The organism is Klebsiella sp. GB_Kp047, from assembly GCF_040065235.1.
Lineage (GTDB): Bacteria > Pseudomonadota > Gammaproteobacteria > Enterobacterales > Enterobacteriaceae > Klebsiella > Klebsiella quasipneumoniae.
Genome location: NZ_JBEAJG010000031.1, coordinates 99,999 through 120,928, shown reverse-complemented (window position 1 = coordinate 120,928; position 20,930 = coordinate 99,999). Strand labels below are relative to the sequence as shown.

Genomic DNA, 20,930 nt, shown 5'->3' with positions numbered 1-20,930 from the left:
TCCGCACGGGAAAGGACAAGCGTGGCCTAAACGGTTAGCGGCGAACCGGCGCGTCGCCAGCGACATAATACGCCGCGGTGCTGCGCGGCAGCGGCTGGCGGCCGCGAATAGCGTCAGCCATCTTCTCGCCGATCATAATGGTGGTGGCGTTCAGGTTGCCGGTGATGATCTGCGGCATAATCGACGCATCGATCACCCGCACGCCTTCCAGACCGTGGACCCGGCCTTCGCCGTCGACCACCGCCATCTCGTCGTAACCCATCTTACAGGTCCCGCATGGGTGGAATGCGGTCTCGGCGTGGTTGCGCACAAACTCATCCAGCTCGGCATCGCTCTGGCAGTCAATACCAGGGCTGATTTCGCGGCCGCGATACTTATCCAGCGCCGGCTGGTTCATGATCTCCCGGGTAATGCGAATGGCGTCGCGGAACTCCTGCCAGTCCTGCTCATGGGACATATAGTTAAACAGGATCGCCGGGTGGGCGTGCGGGTCGCGTGACTTCAGGCGCACGTGGCCGCGGCTCGGAGAACGCATCGAACCGACGTGGCACTGGAAGCCATGCTCTTTCACCGCGTTGGAGCCATTGTAGTTAATCGCCACCGGCAGGAAGTGGTACTGAATGTTCGGCCAGGCGAACTCGGCGCGGCTGCGGATAAAACCGCCCGCTTCGAACTGGTTACTGGCGCCGATCCCGGTGCCGCCGAACAGCCACTCGGCGCCGATCTTCGGCTGGTTCCACCACTGCAGCGCCGGGTAGAGCGACACCGGCTCTTTGCATTCATATTGCAGATACATCTCCAGATGGTCCTGCAGGTTCTCACCCACGCCGGGCAGATCGTGCACCACCGGGATATCGAACTGCCTGAGCAGCTCGGGATTGCCGACGCCGGAGCGCTGCAGGATCTGCGGCGAGGCAATCGCCCCGGCGCACAGCAGTACCTCTTTGTTGGCCGTCGCTTTTGACGGGATAGTGCTTTCCCCCTCCAGCCACTCGACGCCCACCGCGCGCTTGCCGGCAAAAATAATATGATCGGTCAGCGCATGGGTGCGGATGGTCAGGTTGGGGCGACCGCGCGCCTGGTCGAGATAGCCGCGGGCGGTGCTGGCGCGACGGCCCTGCGGCGTCACGGTGCGGTCCATCGGACCAAAGCCTTCCTGTTGGTAACCGTTAAGATCGTCGGTGCGCGGATAACCCGCCTGCACCCCGGCTTCAACCATCGCCTCGAAGAGCGGATTATTGCCCGGCTTCGGCGTGGTGACGCTCACCGGGCCATCGCCACCGTGGTAGTCGTTGGGCCCGATATCACGGGTTTCCGCTTTCCGGTAGTAGGGCAGGCAGTCGAGATAGCTCCAGTGTTCCAGCCCTGGCGCGGCGGCCCAGTTATCGAGGTCCAGGGCGTTGCCGCGTATGTAGCACATGCCGTTGATCAGCGACGAGCCGCCGAGCCCTTTGCCGCGTCCGCACTCCATGCGGCGATTGTTCATGTACGGCTCAGGTTCGGTCTCGTAGGCCCAGTTGTAGCGCTTGCCCTGCAGCGGATAAGCCAGCGCGGCGGGCATCTGGGTGCGGAAATCGAACCGGTAGTCCGGGCCGCCGGCTTCCAGCAGCAGGACGGTGGTGTTTGGATCTTCAGTCAGTCGTGTCGCCAGAACGTTGCCGGCGGAGCCGGCGCCAATAATGATGTAGTCAAATTGCAAAAAAACCTCCCGGTTAAAATATGGACTGGAATTTACCCATCTCAACCTGGATGGACTTCACCTGGGTGTAACTCTGCAGGGTCATCACGCCGTTCTCGCGGCCAATGCCGGAGTGCTTATAGCCGCCGACCGGCATCTCCGCCGGGGATTCCCCCCAGGTGTTGATCCAGCAGATACCCGCTTCGAGCTGATGAATGGCGCTGTGGGCGCGGTTCAGGTCGGCCGTGACGATACCCGCCGCCAGACCGTAGTCGGTATCGTTGGCGCGGCGGATCGCTTCTTCATCGGTGTCATAGGTGAGGATGGACATCACCGGGCCGAAGATCTCCTCGCGCACGATGGTCATCTCATCGCTGCAGTCGGTAAACACGGTCGGGGCCACCCACGCGCCGTTGTCAAAGCCTTCGCCCTTCAGCACGTCGCCGCCGCACAGCAGGTTCGCGCCTTCTGCTTTGCCTTTGGCGATGTAGCGCAGCACATTGTCACGGTGCGGGAAGCTGACCAGCGGGCCAAAGTTGGTGCGTTCATCGAACAGATCGCCCGCACGGATGCGGCCCACGCGCTCAACGATTTTCTGCTCAAACGCCGCCTTAACCTTCGCGGGGACGAACACCCGGGTGCCGTTGGTGCACACCTGTCCGGAGCTGAAGAAGTTGGCCATCATGGCGATGTCGGCGGCGAGATCGAGATCCGCATCGTCGAAAATAATCAGCGGCGATTTGCCGCCCAGCTCCATCGTCACCTCTTTCAGGGACGAGCCCGCCGCGTTGGCCATCACCTTTTTGCCGCTGGCGACGCCGCCGGTAAAGGAGACCTTAGCGATACCCGGATGCTCGGTCAGGTACTGGCCGGTCTCCGCGCCCACACCCGGCAGGACGTTAAACACGCCGTCCGGCAGACCCGCTTCGGTATAGATTTCCGCAAGTTTCAGGGCGGTGAGCGGGGTCACTTCGCTCGGCTTGAAGATCATCGCATTGCCGGCGGCCAGCGCCGGGGCGGATTTCCACAGAGCGATCTGGATCGGGTAGTTCCATGCGCCAATCCCGGCCACCACACCCAGCGGTTCGCGGCGGGTGTAGACGAACGACGTCTCGCGCAGGGGGATCTGACTGCCTTCCAGCGCCGGGATCAGCCCCGCGTAATACTCCAGCACGTCCGCGCCGGTGACGATATCCACGGTTGAGGTTTCGGAATACGCTTTACCGGTGTCGAGGGTTTCCAGCTTTGCCAGCTCGTCGTTCCGTTCGCGCAGGATATCGACGGCGCGACGCAGGATGCGCGAGCGTTCCATGGCGGTCATCGCCGCCCAGATTTTTTGCCCACGCCGCGCGCTCTCGACGGCGCGGTCGACATCCTCGCGTCCGGCAGCCTGTACGCTTGCCAGGACTTCACCGTTGGCCGGGTTAATGGTCTCGAAGGTGCGACCGCTGGTGGCGGATGTATAACCACCATGGATATAAAGCTGCTGTTCTGCCATTCGGGACATAAATTCTCCTCGGTTATTCGGTCGGTAAATGCTGGCTGATGAAGTGGCTGGTCAGCGACTGCGCCAGCGTCTTATCCAGCGGTTTGCCGCTCAGGGCGGCGCGCAGCCACAGGCCGTCTATCAGCGCCGCCAGCCCGTAGCCGGCCTCCTGGGCCTGCTGGCGCGGCAGCTCGCGGCGGAACTCGTACACCAGGTTCGACAGCAGGCGGCGGCTGCTCACCTGCTGCAGGCGGTAGAGCATCGGCTGGTGCATGCTGCTGGCCCAGAAGGCCAGCCAGGCCTTCATCGCCGCGCTGCTGATCTGCGTCTCATCAAAGTTGCCGCCGACTATCGCCTGGAGACGCTCTCCGGCGCTGCCGTCCGGCAGGGCGTGCAGACGGTTAAGCACCGCGTCGCGTAGCTGGCTGGTGATGTCGCGCATGGTCGCCTCCAGCAGACCATTTTTGTCTTTGAAATAGTGACTGATGATCCCCGTCGACACGCCCGCCCGCCGGGCGATCTGCGCGATGGTCGCGTCGTGCATTCCGACTTCATTTATTGCGTCCAGCGTGGCGTCGATCAGTTGCCTGCGCCGGATTGGCTGCATCCCCAGTTTGGGCATTTTTGCCACTCCATTCATCAGCGTTGGTTAACTATTAAAGCGGTTTTTGATTGGACGTTCAATATAAAATGTGTCTTAATTGTTACGTGATTGAATTTTAATAGTTACAAAAACAGTGGGGATACTGGATGACAGATCTTTCGCAAAACAGAGAAAAGGACAAAATCAATCCGGTGGTTTTTTACACCTCTGCCGGACTGATTTTGTTGTTTTCCCTGATGACGATCTTTTTTCGCGATTTTTCTGCCGAGTGGATTGGACGCACCCTGGGCTGGGTGTCGAAAACCTTCGGCTGGTACTATCTGCTGGCGGCGACGCTGTATATCGTCTTCGTCGTCTGCATTGCCTGCTCGCGCTTCGGATCGGTGAAGCTCGGGCCGGAGCAGTCCAAGCCCGAGTTCAGCCTGCTGAGCTGGGCGGCGATGCTGTTCGCCGCCGGGATCGGCATCGACCTGATGTTCTTCTCCGTGGCCGAGCCGGTGACGCAATATATGCAGCCGCCGGAAGGGGCGGGGCAGACCATCGAGGCGGCGCGCCAGGCGATGGTGTGGACCCTGTTTCACTATGGCTTAACCGGCTGGTCGATGTATGCCCTGATGGGCATGGCGCTGGGATACTTTAGCTATCGTTATAATTTGCCGCTGACCATCCGCTCGGCGCTGTACCCGATTTTCGGCAAACGGATCAATGGGCCCATCGGCCACAGCGTCGATATCGCGGCGGTGATCGGCACCATCTTCGGCATCGCCACTACCCTCGGCATTGGCGTGGTGCAGCTCAACTACGGTCTGAGCGTGCTGTTCGATATTCCGGACTCGCTGGCGGCGAAAGCGGCCCTGATTGCGCTGTCGGTGATCATCGCCACCATCTCGGTCACCTCCGGGGTGGACAAGGGCATCCGCGTGCTCTCTGAACTGAACGTCGCCCTCGCGCTGGGGCTGATCCTGTTCGTGCTGTTCATGGGCGATACCTCCTTCCTGCTCAATGCGTTAGTGCTCAACGTCGGCGACTACGTCAACCGCTTTATGGGCATGACGCTGAACAGCTTCGCCTTCGACCGCCCGGTAGAGTGGATGAACAACTGGACGCTCTTTTTCTGGGCGTGGTGGGTGGCCTGGTCGCCGTTCGTTGGCCTGTTCCTGGCGCGCATTTCGCGCGGGCGCACCATCCGCCAGTTTGTGATGGGCACCCTGATCATTCCGTTCACCTTTACCCTGCTGTGGCTGTCGGTGTTCGGCAACAGCGCGCTGTATGAGATCATCCACGGCGACGCGGCCTTTGCCGAGGAGGCGATGCTCCACCCGGAGCGCGGCTTCTACAGCCTGCTGGCGCAGTATCCGGCGTTTACCTTTAGCGCCTCGGTGGCGACCATTACCGGTCTGCTGTTCTACGTCACCTCCGCCGACTCCGGCGCGCTGGTGCTGGGGAATTTCACCTCGAAGCTGAAGGACATTAACAGCGACGCCCCGAACTGGCTGCGCATCTTCTGGTCGGTAGCTATCGGCCTGCTAACCCTCGGGATGCTGATGACCAACGGCATCTCGGCGCTGCAGAACACCACGGTGATCATGGGGCTGCCGTTCAGCTTTGTGATTTTCTTCGTGATGGCCGGACTGTATAAATCCCTGAAAGTGGAAGATTACCGCCGGGTCAGCGCCAGCCGCGACACCGCCCCGCGCCCGATGGGCCTGCAGGACCGGCTGAGCTGGAAGAAGCGCCTGTCGCGGCTGATGAATTACCCGGGCACACGCTATACCAAACAGATGATGGAGACGGTGTGCTACCCGGCGATGGAGGAAGTGGCCCAGGAGCTGCGGCTGCGCGGCGCCGCGGTGGAACTGAAGAGCCTGCCGCCGGAAGAGGGGGAGAACCTTGGCCACCTCGACCTGCTGGTGCACATGGGCGACGAGCAGAACTTTATCTACAAGATCTGGCCGCAGCAGTACTCGGTGCCGGGCTTTACCTATCGGGCGCGCAGCGGGAAATCCACCTATTACCGGCTGGAGACCTTCCTGCTGGAGGGCAGCCAGGGTAACGACCTGATGGACTACAGCAAAGAGCAGGTGATCACCGATATTCTCGACCAGTACGAGCGGCACCTGAACTTTATCCATTTGCACAGGGAAGCGCCGGGGAACAGCGTGATGTTCCCGGATGGCTAGCCAGGGAGCCCCCGTCGGCGAAAGACTGACGGGGGCGACGGGCGGTTACTGGTAGTTAAAGGCGTCCGGATGGTTGTCGAGGCTACCGCTGAGGGCGGCAAACAGCACGGTTTTGCCATCGATGGACAGGGCGTCGCTGACGTTAAGCCAGGTCAGCTTCTCCTGGTCGGTTTTTTCATCGACCACCGAGTAAACACCTGACATCTGTTTGCTTTTCTCCGACCAGATCACCGCGATACGCTCGTGGCCGCAGTCGTGGGGTTTGCAGGCGCTTAACACCTGCCAGGATTCGCTGCCCAGCTTCACCGTCTGCGCCGGCGAACCGGTGCCGCCGGTGGTCACCCAGGCGGGCAGCTGATGGCCTTTGACCATCTGGTTAAACGACGCCCGGGTGGCGCTATCGTGGGCCAGACTGTTCAGCGTGACGTCGCCTTGCGCCATAACGCTGGCGGAGGCGGCTAAGGCGATAATAGCGGTAAGCGTTTTAAACATGTTTCCTCCTGGACTTATTCCGTCCTGATAACAAGCCTCTTTATAGTGAGCGTAGATAATGATTAATGCAAACTTTGACATATATCCCGTGAATGATTAGCGGCGGTGCGCGCATGGACGTTACGCTAAGCGATATGCCATGATGCGGATTGATTAACTTTTTCCAATATATGCCCTTGTGATAAAGCAGTTAGCGAAATGGCATAGTTATTCAGGCGATAAAGCATGGCGTATGTGAATCATCTACTGACGTTTATTGAGAGTAATCCGGCGCTGGCGGTGGGATTTAACCTTATTCTGCTGCTGCTCTCCGGCATATTTGCCCACCTTTTATGCAAGTTCTTGCTGATTAAAGTGGTGCGTAAGGTCTTCTTTGGTAGCCATAAACAGGACGTGCCGCTGGAGAAGGATCGACGCATCGCCGAAAAGCTGTCCAATTTCATTCCGGTTATTATCGTCTATTACGTTCTGCAGTTTATGCCGGCGATGCCGGCATCGCTGGTGACGGCGATTAATACCGTCTGCGGGATCTTGTTTTTTATTTTTATGTCGGTGTTTTTCAACGAGATGCTGGATATTGTTAACAGCTCTTATCTGCGAAAAACCAAACGTAAAAATCATTCCATTAAGGGCTATATCCAGATAGGCAAAATCTTAGTTCACATCCTGGCGGCGATTATGATCCTCGCCGTGATGTCGAATAAATCGCCGATTATTATTATCTCCAGTTTGGGGGCGGTGGCGGCGGTGCTGATGATCGTGTTCCAGCATACCCTGCTGTCGCTGGTGGCGAACGTTCAGCTGTCGTCCAACGACGTGCTCCAGCTGGGGGACTGGATTGAAATGCCTGACAAGAACCTCAGCGGCGAGGTGACGGATATCGCGCTGCACACCATTACCATCCGCAACTGGGACAATACCATCTCCCGTATTCCCACCAAGAATTTCCTCACCGAGACCTATACCAACTGGCAGGCGATGTTCTCCTCCGGGGCGCGGCGGATCATGCGCAGTATCGCCATCGATCAGCACTCGGTGCGTTTTCTCGACCAGGAGATGCTCTCCTCGATGCTGGCCATCCGCGGGGTGAATGAGCCTTTGACCACGTTGCTTGACGGCCGGGATCCCGGCGGCGTGGCGGACCGCTGGTTTGTCGATAACGGCCTGACCAACCTGACTCTGTTTCGCCACTACCTGATGCACTATCTCGCCGAGCGGCCGGATATTATTAAGGAGATGTACATTGTGGCGAGAACGCTGAAACCGTCGCCGTCGGGTATCCCACTGGAGATTTACTGCTTCACCTCCTCGACGCTGTGGAAAGACTACGAAAACACCCAGTCGGCGATATTTGAGTACATTACCGCGGTGGCCGGGCAGTTCTCCCTGCGACTTTATCAGTATCCTGCCGGGCACGATTTCTGGCGTCTCTCCCAGGAGCACGCCGCCCGGGCGGGCCTGCCGCCATCGGCCGAAGGCTAAGCGCTGATCTGCTGGCGCCAGAGGACGATCTCCTCTTCCAGCCAGGCGATGAACCGGGCGATTTCCGGCCGGTTCTCCGCCTGCGGGGAGACGGTCAGCCAGTAGTGCCAGGGGTAGGGGACGGTGACGGCGGTGAGCTGCACCAGCTCGCCGCGGGCTATGGCTCCCGCCACCAGCGAGCGCCGCTCCAGCGCCACGCCGGCCCCCAGGCGAACCGCCTCCAGCACCAGGTTGGAGTCGTTCAGGCGCAGGCCCGCGGGGACGATGATCTTTTCCAGCCCCGCCTGGCTGCACCAGGCGTGCCACGACTCCATGGAAAAAACGATATCGCTGGCGGCGATCGCCTGCGGGGTGGTCGGCAGGTCGCCGCCGCGATAGTGCGGCGCGGCCACCACCAGCTGTTCATCGGCAAACAGATGCCGGCTTTCCATCCCCTCCCAGTCGCCTTGCCCCATGCGAATGGCCAGATCGATACCCTCCTGCTGCAGGTTGACTACCGCCAGACTGGTCAGCAGGCGCACCGCGATCTGCGGATGTCGCGCCTGAAAGCGCGCCAGCCGCGGCAGCAGCCAGTGGCAGCCAAAGGAGGGGAGGGTCGCCAGGGTCAGTTCCATCGTGCGGGGTTTTATCTGCACCATCCGCGTGGCGTCGGCGATGTGCTGTAACGCCTCGCGGATTTGCAGGGCATAGAGCCGCCCCTCTTCCGTGATGCGCACCCCGCGGCCGTGGCGGACAAACAGTGAGACGCCGACCAGGGCTTCCAGCTGTTTGATGTGCTGGCTGACCGCCGAATGGGTCACGCTCATTTCGTGGGCGGCCTGCGTCACGCTGCCGAGGCGCGCCACCGCCTCAAAGCTGCGCAGGCTGGCGACAGGGGGAAAATCTGCCATGGTGATCTCTCTGGTCAAGGAGTCGATACGTTAACGTTACTACCGGGTTAGCGGGTTTTATAGCCGCTACGAACAGGCTGTCGAGGGGATGCAGGCTGTCTCAGTCGGTATAGCACAGGGGAGACCGGCGAACTACCCCGTGGCGCCAGTTTGTTAGTTTTCCTAACCATTGCGGTAAGCATCCCCTGATATTCGCGGGGCGGGTTTTCCAGTAAGGTAAGCCAGCAACCCCTTTATCGCAGGCAGGAGTGACGATGAAACTCATTGGTATGATGGATTCACCTTATGTAAGACGCGTGGCGGTTTCTCTGGCGCTCTATGGCGTGGAATTTGAGAGCCTGCCGCTATCGGTCTTTAGCGGCTTTGACGAATTCTCCCGTATTAATCCGGTGGTCAAGGCGCCGACGGTGATTCTTGATAACGGGACGCAGCTGATGGACTCCACGCTGATCCTCCATTATTTCGAAACGGCCAACCCCGCCGGGCGTCGGCTACTTCCCGCTCATCCCGAGGCGCTGGCCCACGACCTGCACCTGCTGGGGGTGATCCTCGCCGCCAGTGAAAAAGCGGTCCAGCATGTTTATGAGCACCGTCTGCGGCCGGAAGAGAAGCAGCATCAGCCGTGGATAGCCCGGGTGACCGGCCAGCTGCTTGCCGCCTGTCGGGAATGGGACGCCCGGCTGGCAGACCGCGCTGTCGCCGCGCATCCGGACCAGGTGATGGTCACCAGCACGGTGGTCTGGTCCTTTATCCAGTTGATGATCCCGGCGGTGGTGCCGGCAGCGGAGTTTGCGCATATTCGCGCGCTGGCGCAGAAGGGGGAGGCGCTGCCGGCGTTTCAACAGTATCCTCTGGCTTAACGGCGGGGATGGAGAGGGGCGCCGCAGCGTGGCGCCCTGAAGCAGGAAATGATCACCAGCAGACAAACCCGCCGTCGACCACCAGGTCTACGCCGGTGCAGAACGAGGCGGCGTCGCTGGCGAGGAACAGCGCCGGGCCGGCCATCTCTTCCACCTTCGCCATCCGCTGCATCGGCGTCTGGCTTTCAAACTCGCGGGTTTGGTGCACCATCTCCGGGCGGGTATTCATCGGCGTGGCGGTATATCCCGGGCTGATGGAATTGACGCGGATCCCTTTGGCCACCCACTCCATCGCCAGGCTTTTCGACAGATGGATCACGCCGGCTTTGGAGCAGTTGTAATGCGCCTGGTCGAGGCCGCGGTTAACGATAATCCCCGACATCGAGGCGATGTTGATAATCGACCCGCCGCCGGACTCCAGCATCAGCTCCGCTTCCGCTTTGCAGGAATTCCACACCCCGGTGAGATTGATATCGATCACCCGCTGCCATTGCTCGCTCTCCATCTCCAGCGCCGGATTGGCGTTGGCGATCCCGGCGGCGTTAACGGCGATGTCGAGGCGGCCAAAGTGGCTTTTGGCCAGCGCGACGGCGGCGCGCAGGTCGGCCAGCTGGCGGACATCGCCGGTGTAGGCGCAGGCCTGGCCACCAATGGATTCAATATGACTGACCGTTTCCGCCAGCCCGCCGTCGTCGCGAAGATCAAAACAGACCACCCGTGCGCCGGCGCTGGCGAGACTGCAGGCGATGGTCTGGCCAATGCCGCTGCCGGCGCCGGTGACAAAGGCGACGCGATCCCGCAGGCTAAACAGCTGTTGTGCAAAGTCTTTACCGATCATAATGATTATTCTCTTCAATATATAGTGTCGAACGTCGGGGGCCTGTTTCCCGGATAGCGGCGCAGCGCGCCTTATCCGGGCTACTTTCGGCGGTGTTACGTAGCCCCGGTAAGCGAAGCGCCACCGGGGGCCGTCCCGGGGGGCGCCAATGCGGGACGCCTTATTCAGGCGATGGGGCCCGCTAACCTGCGGGGATTACGACATAATCAAACCGCCATCGATGTTAATGGTCTGTCCGGTGAGATAGCGGGCGTCGTCGGAGGCGAGAAACGCCACCAGCCCGGCGACGTCTTCCGGCTTGCCGGCGCGCTTCATCGGAATGCCTTCGACCCACTCCGCCATCAGCTCGCCTTTGCCGTAGCGCTTCTGCTCGGTGCTGAGAATTTCGCCCCACACGCGGTCGTTGTAATCCCACATTTCGCTTTCAATAATGCCCGGACAGAAGGCGTTGACGGTGATATTCCACGGCGCCAGCTCATGAGCCAGGCTTTGGGTAATGCCGATCACGCCCATTTTGCTGGCGGCATAGTGCGGGGTATAGATGAAGCCCTGGCGCCCCTGACCGGATGAGGTGTTGATCAGGCTGCCGTGATTCTGTTTCACCATATATTTGGCCGCCTCGCGGCAGCACAACCAGACGCCGGTGGTGTTGACCGCCAGCACTTTTTCGAAATCGGCTTTTGGCATCCGGTCGTAGTAATCGATGGTGATCACCCCGGCGTTCTGAATCGAGACGTCAATGGTGCCGAAGCGGGCGGCGGCCTGCTCATACAGCCCCTGCACCTGCGCTTCGTCGGTCACATCGACCTGCAGCGATAAAATGTCCGCCTGATAGCGCTGACGCAGGGTTTCGGCGGTCTCATGAACCCGTTCGGCGTTGGAAACCATTACCAGGTTCGCGCCGTCGCGGGCGAAGCGCTCGGCAATACCCGCGCCGATGCCGCGGCAGGCGCCGGTGATCACCACCGTTTTGTTCTGGAAATCTCGTTGCATATGTTGTTCCCTTTCGCTGAGCCGGGCACCAGGCCCGGCGGAAGATATGAATCGTTGCCGGTTAGCTGGAGGTGGCGCCGTTGGGGGGGATGGCGGCCAGTTTCTCCTCATGGCGGCGCATCAGGATGACCTTGCTCTGCAGCTTCTGCTGGAACTGGTCGACGACCACGGCGGTGACGATCACCACGCCTTTAATCACCATTTGCCAGAAATCGCTGACGCCCATCATCACCATGCCGTCGGCAAGGAAGACGATGACGAAGGCGCCGATAATCGAGCCGGTTACCCGACCACGGCCGCCGGCCAGCGCAGTGCCGCCGAGCACGGTGGCGCCGATGGCGTCCATCTCAAACATGTTGCCGGTCATCGGGTGCGCGGTTTGCAGCTGTGATGCGACGATCAGGCCGACAAAGGCCGCGCACAGGCCGGAGAAGGCATAGACGAATATTTTCGCTTTCACAATCGGCACGCCGGCGAGGCGGGCGGCGGACTCGTTGCCGCCGATGGCGTAGATGTAGCGGCCAAGCGGCGTTTTGGTGGTCAGCCAGTAGCCCAGCACCAGGAAGCCGATCATCAGCCAGATGGGCAGATAGACGCCGAGCAGGGTGCCGGAGCCGAGGGTGGCGAAACCGGTGTTGCCCAGCGCTTCCATGCCGTTGAGATTCGGGTAGGTGCTCCCGTCGTTAAACAGCAGCGCGGAGCCGCGGGCGACGTACATCATGCCTAAGGTGCAGATAAACGGCGCCACGCCGAAGCGGGTGATCACCGCGCCGTTGACCAGACCGACCAGCACGCCGAAGATCGCCACGCAGAGGATCACTTCCGGGACGTTAAAGAAGAGGATGTCGCCGTTCCACAGCGGCAGGCCGTTGGTCAGCAGCGCGCCTGCCACCATGCCGCAGATCCCCGCCACCGCGCCGACGGACAAATCAATGCCGCCGGTGAGAATGACCAGCGTCATGCCGATGGCCAGCAGACCGGTGATCGCCACGTGCTGGGTCATGATCAGCAGGTTAGAGGCGGTCAGGAAGTTGGGTACCATCACGCTGAAGAATGCGATCACCAGCAGCAGGGCGATAAAGGTGCGGGCCTTCAGCAGGTACATATAAATCATATATTTCTGGTTCATGATGGATTCCAGCCTGATTAATCTTGAGGTGTTGAAGCCGCGATTAACTGTTCGCGGGTCACCGCATGGCGCGGTAGATCGGCGGTAATGCGGCCATCGGCCATCACCAGGATGCGGTCGGCCAGGGCCATCACCTCATCCAGTTCAGAAGATGAAAACATCACCGCCAGCCCCTGCTGGGCCATTTTGCCGATCAGGTGATAGACGTCGGTTTTCGCACCGACGTCGATGCCGCGCGTCGGTTCGTCGAGGAACACCACCTGCGGCTGGGTCATCAGCGCTTTACCCAGCACCACTTTTTGTTGATTGCCGCCGCTCAGCGAGGTGATGGGCAAATTGGCGTCGCTGACCTTGATCGCCAGCTGCTGGATCATCGCTTTCACGCAGGTCTCTTCTTTTTGCGGATTCAACCAGCGCCAGGCGCGGCGAAAACCCTGCAGGCTGAAATCAGAGAGCGTCATGTTGGCCTGAATCGACATCATCTGCACCACGCCTTCGCCCTGGCGGTCCTCCGGCACCAGCGCCAGCCCTTTTTTCAGACGCTGCTGAAAGCGTGCTTTGCCGATGCTTTCGCCATTGAGGTGCACCTCGCCGCGCTGGCAGGGTATCAGGCCTACCAGGCCTTTGAACAGCTCGGTGCGTCCGGCCCCCAGCAGGCCGTAAATACCGATCACTTCGCCTTTGCTGAGGGTGAAGGTGACGTCATTAAGCTTGTAGCCGCCGCTGGGATGCAGCGCGGTCAGTCCCTTGACGTCAAGCACCGCGTTGCCTTTTGGCGCCGGTTGATAATCGAAATGTTTTTTCTTATCGCCGACCATCTGCTCGATGATCCACGGCACGCTGGCGTCGCTGACGTGACGCTCGCTGATAAAGCGGCCGTCGCGGAAAATGGTGATGTGGTCGCCGATCTCCATCAGCTCTTCGAGGCGATGCGAGATATAGATAATGGTCACGCCGCGGCGCTTAAGCTGCGCGATCACCTTGAACAGCACTTTCACCTCAGACTGGCTCAGCGCCGAGGTGGGTTCGTCCATGATCAGCACCCGGGTGTCTTTCGACAGCGCGCGGGCAATCTCGACTAATTGCTGGTGGCCGATACCGAGTTCGCCCAGCGGGGTGTAGGGATCGACATCCAGCTCCAGTCGCTCCAGCAGCGATTTGGCCAGCGCGTACTGATATTTTTCGTTGATGCGTCCTTTCTGAAAGAATTCATTTGCCATGAAGATGTTGTCCATCACATTCATATTGGGAAATAAATTCAGTTCCTGGAAAATAATGCTGATGCCGAATTTCTCTGCCTGATGGGTAGAGTTTAAAGTCACCGCCTCGCCATCGAGAATAATTTGCCCGGAGGAGGGCGTTTCCACACCGGCAAGCATTTTCATCATGGTGGATTTACCCGCACCATTTTCTCCGATCAGCACGTTGACCTTATTTCGATAGACCCGGTAATTGACATTATCCAGGGCGGTCACGCCGGGATAGACGCGCGACAGGCCGCGAGTTTCGATAATCACTTCAGACTCAACGGGCTGGGGAGCGACGAGATCGTGCGGCGCCATATTATTGCCCCCCCGCGTGAACGATTTTCGCCGGGGTAATTTCCGGGAGGGTTGGCGGAATATCCCACGCCGAGAAGACGCCGTACACGTCTACGCTGTCGCCGGTTTTGACGTTGGCTGTCTGAATCATTTTGACCGCCTGGCTGTTGATATTCTTGCTGTACTCGCCGAACAGCACCTGGTCGTTAAAGTCCTGATAGCTGGCGCCGCTGTAGCCGTCGCGCAGCTGGGTGCCGCGCAGGGTGGGGCCAATTTGCACCGTCACATTGCCGACGCTGGCGTCGGACAGGGTCATCTTGCCGCTGCGCGAGGCGGTATCGAGCTTGCTGACAGTACCTGAAACCTTGACGTAGAAGATGCAGGGGTTTTCGTCCTGCGCGCGGTAGCCAAGGGCTTTGCAGGCGCTATCGATATCTTTTGCCGCCTTGAGCGCGCTCATCAGTTCCGCCGCCGGGCGCGCTTTCGCCACCACCTGGGGTACGATGCTCTGCTGCCAGGTTTTATCCATGTTCGCCATATGCGGGTTGGGCGGCGATTTCAGATCTGCCAGCTCCTGCTGCGAGACGATGCGACAGCCCCCAAGCGCCAGTACGGCTAGCGTCAGACAGGTTTTCTTAAACATAATGCTCTCCTCTGCGCCCCCGCGGGGGCGCAACCACCCGAACTCAGGACTTAATGTTGAAATCCTGGACTTTATCGGCGTTATCCTGGGTAATCAGAATGCCGCGGAACATCACGCGCTGTTTGGCCGGCTTTTCGCCTTTTTGCAGGTAATTATCCAGATCGGTGACGCCCTGAGCGGCGATGGCCTGCGCTTGCAGCATCACGGTCGCCTGCAGGGTGCCGGCTTTCACGGCGTCGCGCTCATCGTTGCTGCCGTCGATGCCGACGACGATCACATCGCTACGGTTGGCCGCTTTCAGCGCTGCAATCGCGCCGAGGGCGACCGGCCCGTTGCCGCAGATCACGCCTTTCACGTCCGGGTGAGCCTGCAGAATGCTGTCCATGATGCGCTTGCCGTCGATCAGGGTGCCTTTGGCATCCTGTTTCGCCACGCTGACCATATCCGGATACTGGTCAATGACCTGATGGAAAGATTTAGAACGGGTGACGCAGTTATTATCGGCGAGGTTGCAGGTCAGCTCGGCGTATTTGCCTTTCTCCGCCATCTTCTCGACGAAGACGTTGGCGACCTCGGAGCCGGCCTGGAAGTTATTGTGGGTAATTTGTTCCAGCGCCACATCATCAACCGGAATTTCACGGTTAATTAAGACCACCGGAATGCCGGCTTTTTTGGCCTTTTCAATGGCGGCGACGCTGGCGGTGGAGTCGGCGTTATCAAGAATAATGCCCTGCACCTTTTTACCAATGGCGGTGTCGATAAGCTCATTCTGCTTTTTGACATCTTCGCCATGCGACAGCACGGTGGTTTTATAGCCGAGCGCCTGGGCTTTTTCGCTGGCGCCTTTGGCTTCCGAGGCGTAATACGGGTTATCCAGCGAGTTGACCATGATCATAATGGTGCCTTTCTCCGCGGCGTGCGCGGCAAAGGAGAAGGCGGTCAGGGTAGCAGCGGTTAAAAGGGTTATACGTAATTTCATGACTCTGTTCCTGTATTTTTATATTCGAACAAATGAGCCCCTGAGCGGGCAGGCTTTTACGGTCTGAAATTTCCCCTGATGTATTCGGGGATAGCGATATCGTTATGGGCCGGGTTTCTCCTGTGATAAGTGAATGCGTGTTGTCGCGCAGTCTGGCGGTCAGGCTGGCGAGTCCGGTTTCCATAATGTTCGGTCGACCGCATGGCGCCACTCCTGCCAGCGCGTTTGTAAGCGCTGGTGGCGGGCCATGTCGGGCTGAAAGGCGCTGTGTTCGGTTAAGAAGGCCTGCAGATCGGCGGTCGACCCGGGATGGAGCGCTTTGCGGGCCAGCAACGCCGCGCCGATGGCGGACAGCTCCGGCACGTCGCTGCGCATCACCGGGCAGCCGAGCAGATCGGCCTGGTATTGCATCAGCCAGTCATTGTTGGTCGGCCCGCCGTCCACCATCAGCGCCGTCAGGGTGAACTCCTCATGCTGACGCATCGCCACCACCACGTCGGCAATCTGATAGGTGATGGACTCCAGCGCCGCGCGGATCAGATGCGCGCGTTTCACCCCGCGACTCAGGCCGCAGATCACGCCGCGGGCGCTATCGTCCCACCAGGGGGCGCCGAGGCCGGTCAGCGCCGGCACGAAGTACACCCCGAGGGTCGAATCAACGGAGGCGGGAAGGGTGTTCAGCTCATGGGCCAGCTCGGCGGCAGAGAGCTCGCTCAGGCCAGTGCTGTCCGCCATCCAGGCGACGGCATCGCCGGTGTGGGGAATATTACCCTCCAGACCCCACACCAGCTGGTCGCCATCGTGCCAGGCGACAGTGGTCGCCAGCGCCTCGATATCGCACTGCGCCGATTTGACTGGCGCCATCACCGATGAACCGGTGCCGTAGGTGGCTTTCACGCAGCCCGCTTCGCCGAGCGCGTGGCCGAACAGCGCCGCGTGGGAGTCGCCGATCATCGCCATAATGGGAATACCGTCCGGAATGGCGGCCAGCCCTTTGGTATGGCCGAAGAGGCCGCTCGACGGTTTAATGTCCGGCAACGCCGCGCGCGGAATGCCGAACAGCGCCAGCATCTCGTCGTCCCACTCGCCGCGGTGCAGATTCAACAACTGGGTGCGGGCGGCATTGGAGTAGTCGCAGCAGAAGGCTTCTCCGGCGGTCAGATTCCACAGCAGCCAGCTGTCGATAGTGCCGAGGCAAATCTCGCCGCGTTCGGCGCGCAGGCGGCCATCGGCAGTCGCATCCAGCAGCCAGCGCATTTTGGAGGCCGAGAATAGCGGGGCGATCGGCAGGCCGGTGGCCTGTTTAATACGCTGTTCCTGACGATCGTGACGCAGCGTGTCGCAGAACGCGGCGCTGCGGGTGCATTGCCAGGTAATGGCTGCGTTAATCGGTTCGCCGCTGTCGCGATACCAGCCGATGGCGGTTTCCCGCTGGTTGCTGATGGCCAGCGCGGCGACGTTTTCCGCGCCGACGTGGGCCACCGCGCTGGCGATCACCGCCAGCGAGGCGGCCACCAGCGCCTCGCCCGACTGCTCCACCCAGCCGTCGCGCGGCGTTTGGAGCGCCAGCGGCTGCGAGAATTTGACGATAACCTTGCCCCGGCTATCCAGCACCACCGCTTTGGCGTTGGTGGTGCCTTCATCCAGGGCGATGATGAACTCTTTTGCTGTCGCCTGCATCGTGCTCTCCTCGGTCACCCGGTGTCCTGGAACAGCGGAGACGGGATATCTTCCACCGTCTCATGCGTTTACGCAGGCCATGATGTGACATTTCGTTATCATCTTCTTAATCACTGAATATATATTCGATAGTGATTATTTATTTGATACCTTAAGCCACAAACCCGGTGACGGGCTACCGGAAAAATCATCAATTGTGCTGGCAATCACATTTCGCCGATCGGCGAAAGCGGCGGCAGGCGGCTGGAGTGGTAGATTAAATCATTTAATTTCAATGCATTAACAGGGCCAGCCCTGAGGCTAAAAAAGCGCGTCAGGGCGGCAGAGAGGAAAAACAGCGCGGCAGGTTAGTCGCTGACCAGCATGCGGGCGGTAGGATAATCGGTGATTAAAACGTCAATGTAGCCGCCGGTGAGGGCGCCTTTGATGGCCGCGACTTTGTCAGTGCCGCCGGCCAGCGCGACCACGTTCGGGCATTTTTTGACCTTCTCCAGCGCCATGCCGATCACCGGATCTTCATCATCGCGTAACACCGGATGGCCGTTTTTGTCGTAGTAGTGCAGGCAGATATCGCCCACCGCTCCGCGCGCCGCCAGCACCTGCAGCATATCTTCGTGATAGTAGTTCCCGGAGGTTTTCAGCAGCTGGGAGGGTTCGAGAATGCCGATGCCGACGATGGCGATATCCACCTCGTCAAAGCGCGACACTACGTCCGCGACGTCCTTGCTGGCCAGCAGCCGGTTGCGCTCCTCCATGGATCCCTCAATGCTCTGCGACGGCAGCAGCCAGGCGTCGCAGTTCAGGCGCTGGGCGAGGGTCTGGGTAAGAATCGTCGCCTGCACGTTACCGTTGGGCCCGACGCCGCCGAGCAGCTGGATCACGCCGCTGGCCTTCAGATTCTGCGCATGAACTTCATCGACCATCGCGCGAATGGTTGAGCTCCAGGAGGAGACGCCAATCAGATCTTTTGGCCGCAGACGGGTTTCCAGGTAGTGGGCGGCGGCGGAGCCAATCGCCCGCTTAATGGTGTGATCGCTGGCCTCTTCCTCGGTATCCACCACCACCGCCTGCTTAAGACCGTAGCGATCCTCAAGCCCTTTTTCGAGCTTCAGAAAAATGTTTGACGGCTGTACGACGCTGATTTTGACGACGCCCTCTTTCTGGCAGCGGGTAATGGCGCGGGAGACAAATGACTGTGAGAGCGAGAGAAGTTGGGCGATATCAGACTGCTTTCGTCCTTCCAGGTAGTAAAGCGTGGCAATCTTAACCAATAGCCGTTGTTCATCCTGCTTAGCCATATTAATCCTCGAAAATCATTTATCGCCTGTGTTCAGACGCTTAGCGACAGCCATTTTATTTAGGGTATAGAGGCTTCTATCATACGCGAAAAAAAATCACACTTAAGTGTGACAGGCATCTAACTTTTGCCAATCCTCAAAATCGACTATGGACAAAAACAAAACAGCCAGGTCATAATCGAATAAAGAATCATCATTGAATATATATTCAAGGCGATTCCAAGTCAACGTGTTTCTCCGGGCTAAGTCCGGAGCGGGAGGCAGAATGTTCCTGAGTAGGGCGCTGTGGCAGAAGGCTTACCACCCGGCATAGGGATATCTGGTTTTTTTAGTTCTTGCTGGAATAAATATTCCATGCTGAAAATAAATTCAGAGGTGTGAAATGAATCCCTACAGATTTGATATTCAGACGCTGGAGCGTAAAGCCCGCGCGGTGCGGCGCCACATAGTGCGCTTAAACGCCAATAGTCCGGCCGGCGGCCACACCGGGGCCGACCTCTCGCAGGTCGAATTGTTAACCGCACTCTATTTCCGCGTTCTCAACGTCGCGCCGGATCGGCTCGACGACCCGCAGCGCGATATCTATATCCAGTCGAAAGGCCACGCGGTGGGCTGCTACTACTGCGTCCTGGCGGAGGCCGGCTTCTTCCCGGTCGAGTGGCTGGAGACCTACCAGCATGCTAATTCTCATCTCCCGGGCCACCCGGTGCGGCAGAAAACGCCGGGTATTGAGCTGAACACCGGCGCGCTGGGCCACGGTTTGCCTGTTGCGGTGGGGCTGGCGCTGGCCGCGAAGAAAAGCAACAGCACCCGCCGCATTTTTTTGATCACTGGCGACGGCGAACTGGCGGAAGGCAGCAACTGGGAAGCCGCTCTGGCAGCGGCGCATTACGGTCTGGATAACCTGGTCATTATTAATGATAAGAACAATCTCCAGCTGGCCGGGCCGACGCGCGAAATCATGAATACCGATCCGCTGGCCGACAAATGGCGCGCCTTCGGCATGGCGGTCAGCGAATGCCAGGGGAACGACATGGCCTCGGTGGTCGCAGCCATCGAGGGGCTGCAGCAGAAGGGTAAACCAAACGTCATTATTGCCAATACCACGAAAGGCGCGGGGATCTCCTTTATCCAGGGGCGCCCGGAGTGGCACCACCGGGTGCCGAAAGGTGAAGAGATCGCTCTGGCGCTGGAGGAACTGAAAGATGAGTAATGCAGAACACCTGGCTAACGTCATGGTCGAGGCCTTTATCGCCGCCGTGGAAAGCGGTGTCGATCTGGTGCCGGTGGTGGCCGACTCCACGTCGACGGCCAAAATCGCCCCCTTTATTAAGCAGTTTCCCGGCCGGCTGGTGAACGTCGGCATCGCTGAGCAGAGTATGGTCGGCACCGCCGCTGGTCTGGCGCTGGGCGGCAAAGTGGCGGTGACCTGTAACGCCGCGCCGTTTCTCATTTCGCGGGCCAATGAGCAAATCAAAGTGGATGTCTGTTACAACAACACCAACGTGAAGCTGTTTGGCCTTAACGCCGGGGCCAGCTACGGTCCGCTGGCCAGCACCCACCATGCGATTGACGATCTGGCGGTGATGCGCGGCTTCGGCAATATCCAGATCTTCGCCCCCTCCACGCCGCGCGAATGTCGGCAGATTATCGACTATGCCCTTGCTTATCAGGGCCCGGTCTATATTCGCCTCGATGGCAAGGCGCTGCCGGAGCTGCTTGACGAGTCGTATCGCTTTGTTCCCGGCGCCGTGCTGACCCTGCGCGAAGGCGAGGACGTCGCGCTGGTGGCCACCGGTTCGACGGTGCATGAGGTGGTGGAGGCAGCGCAGCGGCTTGCCGACCTCGGCGTTCAGGCGAAAGTGGTCAGCGTGCCGTCGATCCGCCCCTGCGATACCGCGGCGCTGCTGGCGGCGCTTCGGCCGTGCGGCTCGGTGATCACCGTCGAAGAGCATAACGTCAACGGCGGTCTGGGCAGCCTGGTGGCGGAGGTGCTGGCGGAAGCCGGCGTGGGCATGACTCTACAGCGCTTGGGGATCCCGGACGGGGAGTACGCCGCCGCCGCCGATCGCGGCTGGATGCGCCAGTACCACGGGTTTGATGCCGCCGCCATCGTCGCCCGGGTGCAAAACAGGGGCTGATGGCCTGAACGCCCGT

Annotated in this window: 18 protein-coding genes and 1 pseudogene; 6 read left to right on the top strand and 13 right to left on the bottom strand. The window is 59.9% G+C overall.

Going from position 1 to position 20,930, the window contains the following annotated elements; genetic code table 11:
• Positions 1-34 precede the first annotated feature (34 nt).
• Genes betA through betI form a run of 3 tightly spaced genes read right to left on the bottom strand, consistent with a single transcriptional unit; the run spans position 35 to position 3,786 of the window.
• On the bottom strand, positions 35-1,699 hold the full coding sequence (gene betA, locus ABLV76_RS13260) for a choline dehydrogenase (RefSeq protein WP_017899036.1): 1,665 nt from the start codon (positions 1,697-1,699) through the stop codon (positions 35-37).
• A 13-nt stretch (positions 1,700-1,712) separates the two neighbouring features.
• On the bottom strand, positions 1,713-3,185 hold the full coding sequence (betB, locus tag ABLV76_RS13255) for a betaine-aldehyde dehydrogenase (protein WP_004885669.1): 1,473 nt from the start codon (positions 3,183-3,185) through the stop codon (positions 1,713-1,715).
• Positions 3,186-3,198: 13 nt separating this feature from the next.
• Entirely contained in the window at positions 3,199-3,786 is a 588-nt protein-coding gene (gene betI, locus ABLV76_RS13250; protein WP_017899038.1) for a transcriptional regulator BetI, read from the bottom strand.
• Between the two features lie 128 nt (positions 3,787-3,914).
• Between betI and betT the strand changes: the two genes are divergently transcribed.
• The gene (gene betT, locus ABLV76_RS13245; protein WP_004885674.1) at positions 3,915-5,948 is read left to right on the top strand and encodes a choline BCCT transporter BetT; all 2,034 of its coding nucleotides are present in this window, start codon (positions 3,915-3,917) and stop codon (positions 5,946-5,948) included.
• Positions 5,949-5,993: 45 nt separating this feature from the next.
• Here betT and ivy read toward each other — a convergent pair whose 3' ends face one another.
• A complete protein-coding gene (gene ivy, locus ABLV76_RS13240; protein ID WP_017899040.1) occupies positions 5,994-6,440 on the bottom strand; it encodes an Ivy family C-type lysozyme inhibitor in 447 nt (148 codons plus the stop codon).
• Between the two features lie 225 nt (positions 6,441-6,665).
• Between ivy and ABLV76_RS13235 the strand changes: the two are divergent.
• Together ABLV76_RS13235 and ABLV76_RS13230 are read left to right on the top strand one after the other, a co-directional pair.
• Positions 6,666-7,086, top strand: a pseudogene (locus ABLV76_RS13235) (hypothetical protein).
• On the top strand, positions 6,987-7,922 hold the full coding sequence (locus tag ABLV76_RS13230; RefSeq protein ID WP_276418254.1) for a mechanosensitive ion channel domain-containing protein: 936 nt from the start codon (positions 6,987-6,989) through the stop codon (positions 7,920-7,922). The pseudogene ABLV76_RS13235 and the gene ABLV76_RS13230 overlap by 100 nt, the downstream one beginning before the upstream one ends.
• Here ABLV76_RS13230 and ABLV76_RS13225 read toward each other — a convergent pair.
• Positions 7,919-8,812, bottom strand: coding sequence for a LysR substrate-binding domain-containing protein (locus tag ABLV76_RS13225; RefSeq protein WP_065696702.1), 894 nt, complete (start codon positions 8,810-8,812; stop codon positions 7,919-7,921). The genes ABLV76_RS13230 and ABLV76_RS13225 overlap by 4 nt on opposite strands.
• A 254-nt stretch (positions 8,813-9,066) precedes the next feature.
• Here ABLV76_RS13225 and ABLV76_RS13220 point away from each other — a divergent pair, with 254 nt between their 5' ends.
• Positions 9,067-9,672 carry a glutathione S-transferase gene (locus ABLV76_RS13220; RefSeq protein ID WP_023319931.1) on the top strand — a complete coding sequence of 202 codons (606 nt, stop codon included), beginning with the start codon at positions 9,067-9,069 and terminating at the stop codon, positions 9,670-9,672.
• 52 nt (positions 9,673-9,724) lie between these two features.
• On the opposite strand, the gene ABLV76_RS13215 is transcribed toward ABLV76_RS13220, so the two are convergent.
• From ABLV76_RS13215 to ABLV76_RS13180, 8 genes are all read right to left on the bottom strand, one after another.
• Positions 9,725-10,510: an SDR family oxidoreductase gene (locus ABLV76_RS13215; protein WP_131076561.1), complete on the bottom strand. Its 786-nt coding sequence runs from the start codon at positions 10,508-10,510 to the stop codon at positions 9,725-9,727.
• A gap of 195 nt (positions 10,511-10,705) precedes the next feature.
• Positions 10,706-11,503, bottom strand: coding sequence for an SDR family oxidoreductase (locus ABLV76_RS13210; RefSeq protein WP_002893589.1), 798 nt, complete (start codon positions 11,501-11,503; stop codon positions 10,706-10,708).
• Between the two features lie 61 nt (positions 11,504-11,564).
• Complete coding sequence (locus tag ABLV76_RS13205) at positions 11,565-12,632, bottom strand: ABC transporter permease (protein WP_002893591.1); 1,068 nt, start codon at positions 12,630-12,632, stop codon at positions 11,565-11,567.
• A 17-nt stretch (positions 12,633-12,649) separates the two neighbouring features.
• On the bottom strand, positions 12,650-14,194 hold the full coding sequence (locus tag ABLV76_RS13200) for a sugar ABC transporter ATP-binding protein (RefSeq protein WP_335259045.1): 1,545 nt from the start codon (positions 14,192-14,194) through the stop codon (positions 12,650-12,652).
• Position 14,195: 1 nt separating this feature from the next.
• Positions 14,196-14,816, bottom strand: coding sequence for a DUF2291 domain-containing protein (locus tag ABLV76_RS13195; RefSeq protein ID WP_017899045.1), 621 nt, complete (start codon positions 14,814-14,816; stop codon positions 14,196-14,198).
• 43 nt (positions 14,817-14,859) lie between these two features.
• Entirely contained in the window at positions 14,860-15,795 is a 936-nt protein-coding gene (locus ABLV76_RS13190) for a D-ribose ABC transporter substrate-binding protein (RefSeq protein WP_004176926.1), read from the bottom strand.
• Positions 15,796-15,954: 159 nt separating this feature from the next.
• Positions 15,955-17,475, bottom strand: coding sequence for an FGGY-family carbohydrate kinase (locus tag ABLV76_RS13185; protein WP_023319934.1), 1,521 nt, complete (start codon positions 17,473-17,475; stop codon positions 15,955-15,957).
• A 347-nt stretch (positions 17,476-17,822) separates the two neighbouring features.
• A complete protein-coding gene (locus ABLV76_RS13180) occupies positions 17,823-18,773 on the bottom strand; it encodes a sugar-binding transcriptional regulator (RefSeq protein WP_002893602.1) in 951 nt (316 codons plus the stop codon).
• 382 nt (positions 18,774-19,155) lie between these two features.
• Here ABLV76_RS13180 and ABLV76_RS13175 point away from each other — a divergent pair, with 382 nt between their 5' ends.
• Entirely contained in the window at positions 19,156-19,986 is an 831-nt protein-coding gene (locus ABLV76_RS13175; protein WP_017899047.1) for a transketolase, read from the top strand.
• Entirely contained in the window at positions 19,979-20,914 is a 936-nt protein-coding gene (locus ABLV76_RS13170; protein WP_043521714.1) for a transketolase C-terminal domain-containing protein, read from the top strand. Before ABLV76_RS13175 ends, ABLV76_RS13170 begins: the two co-directional genes overlap by 8 nt.
• The last annotated feature ends 16 nt before the right edge of the window (positions 20,915-20,930 follow it).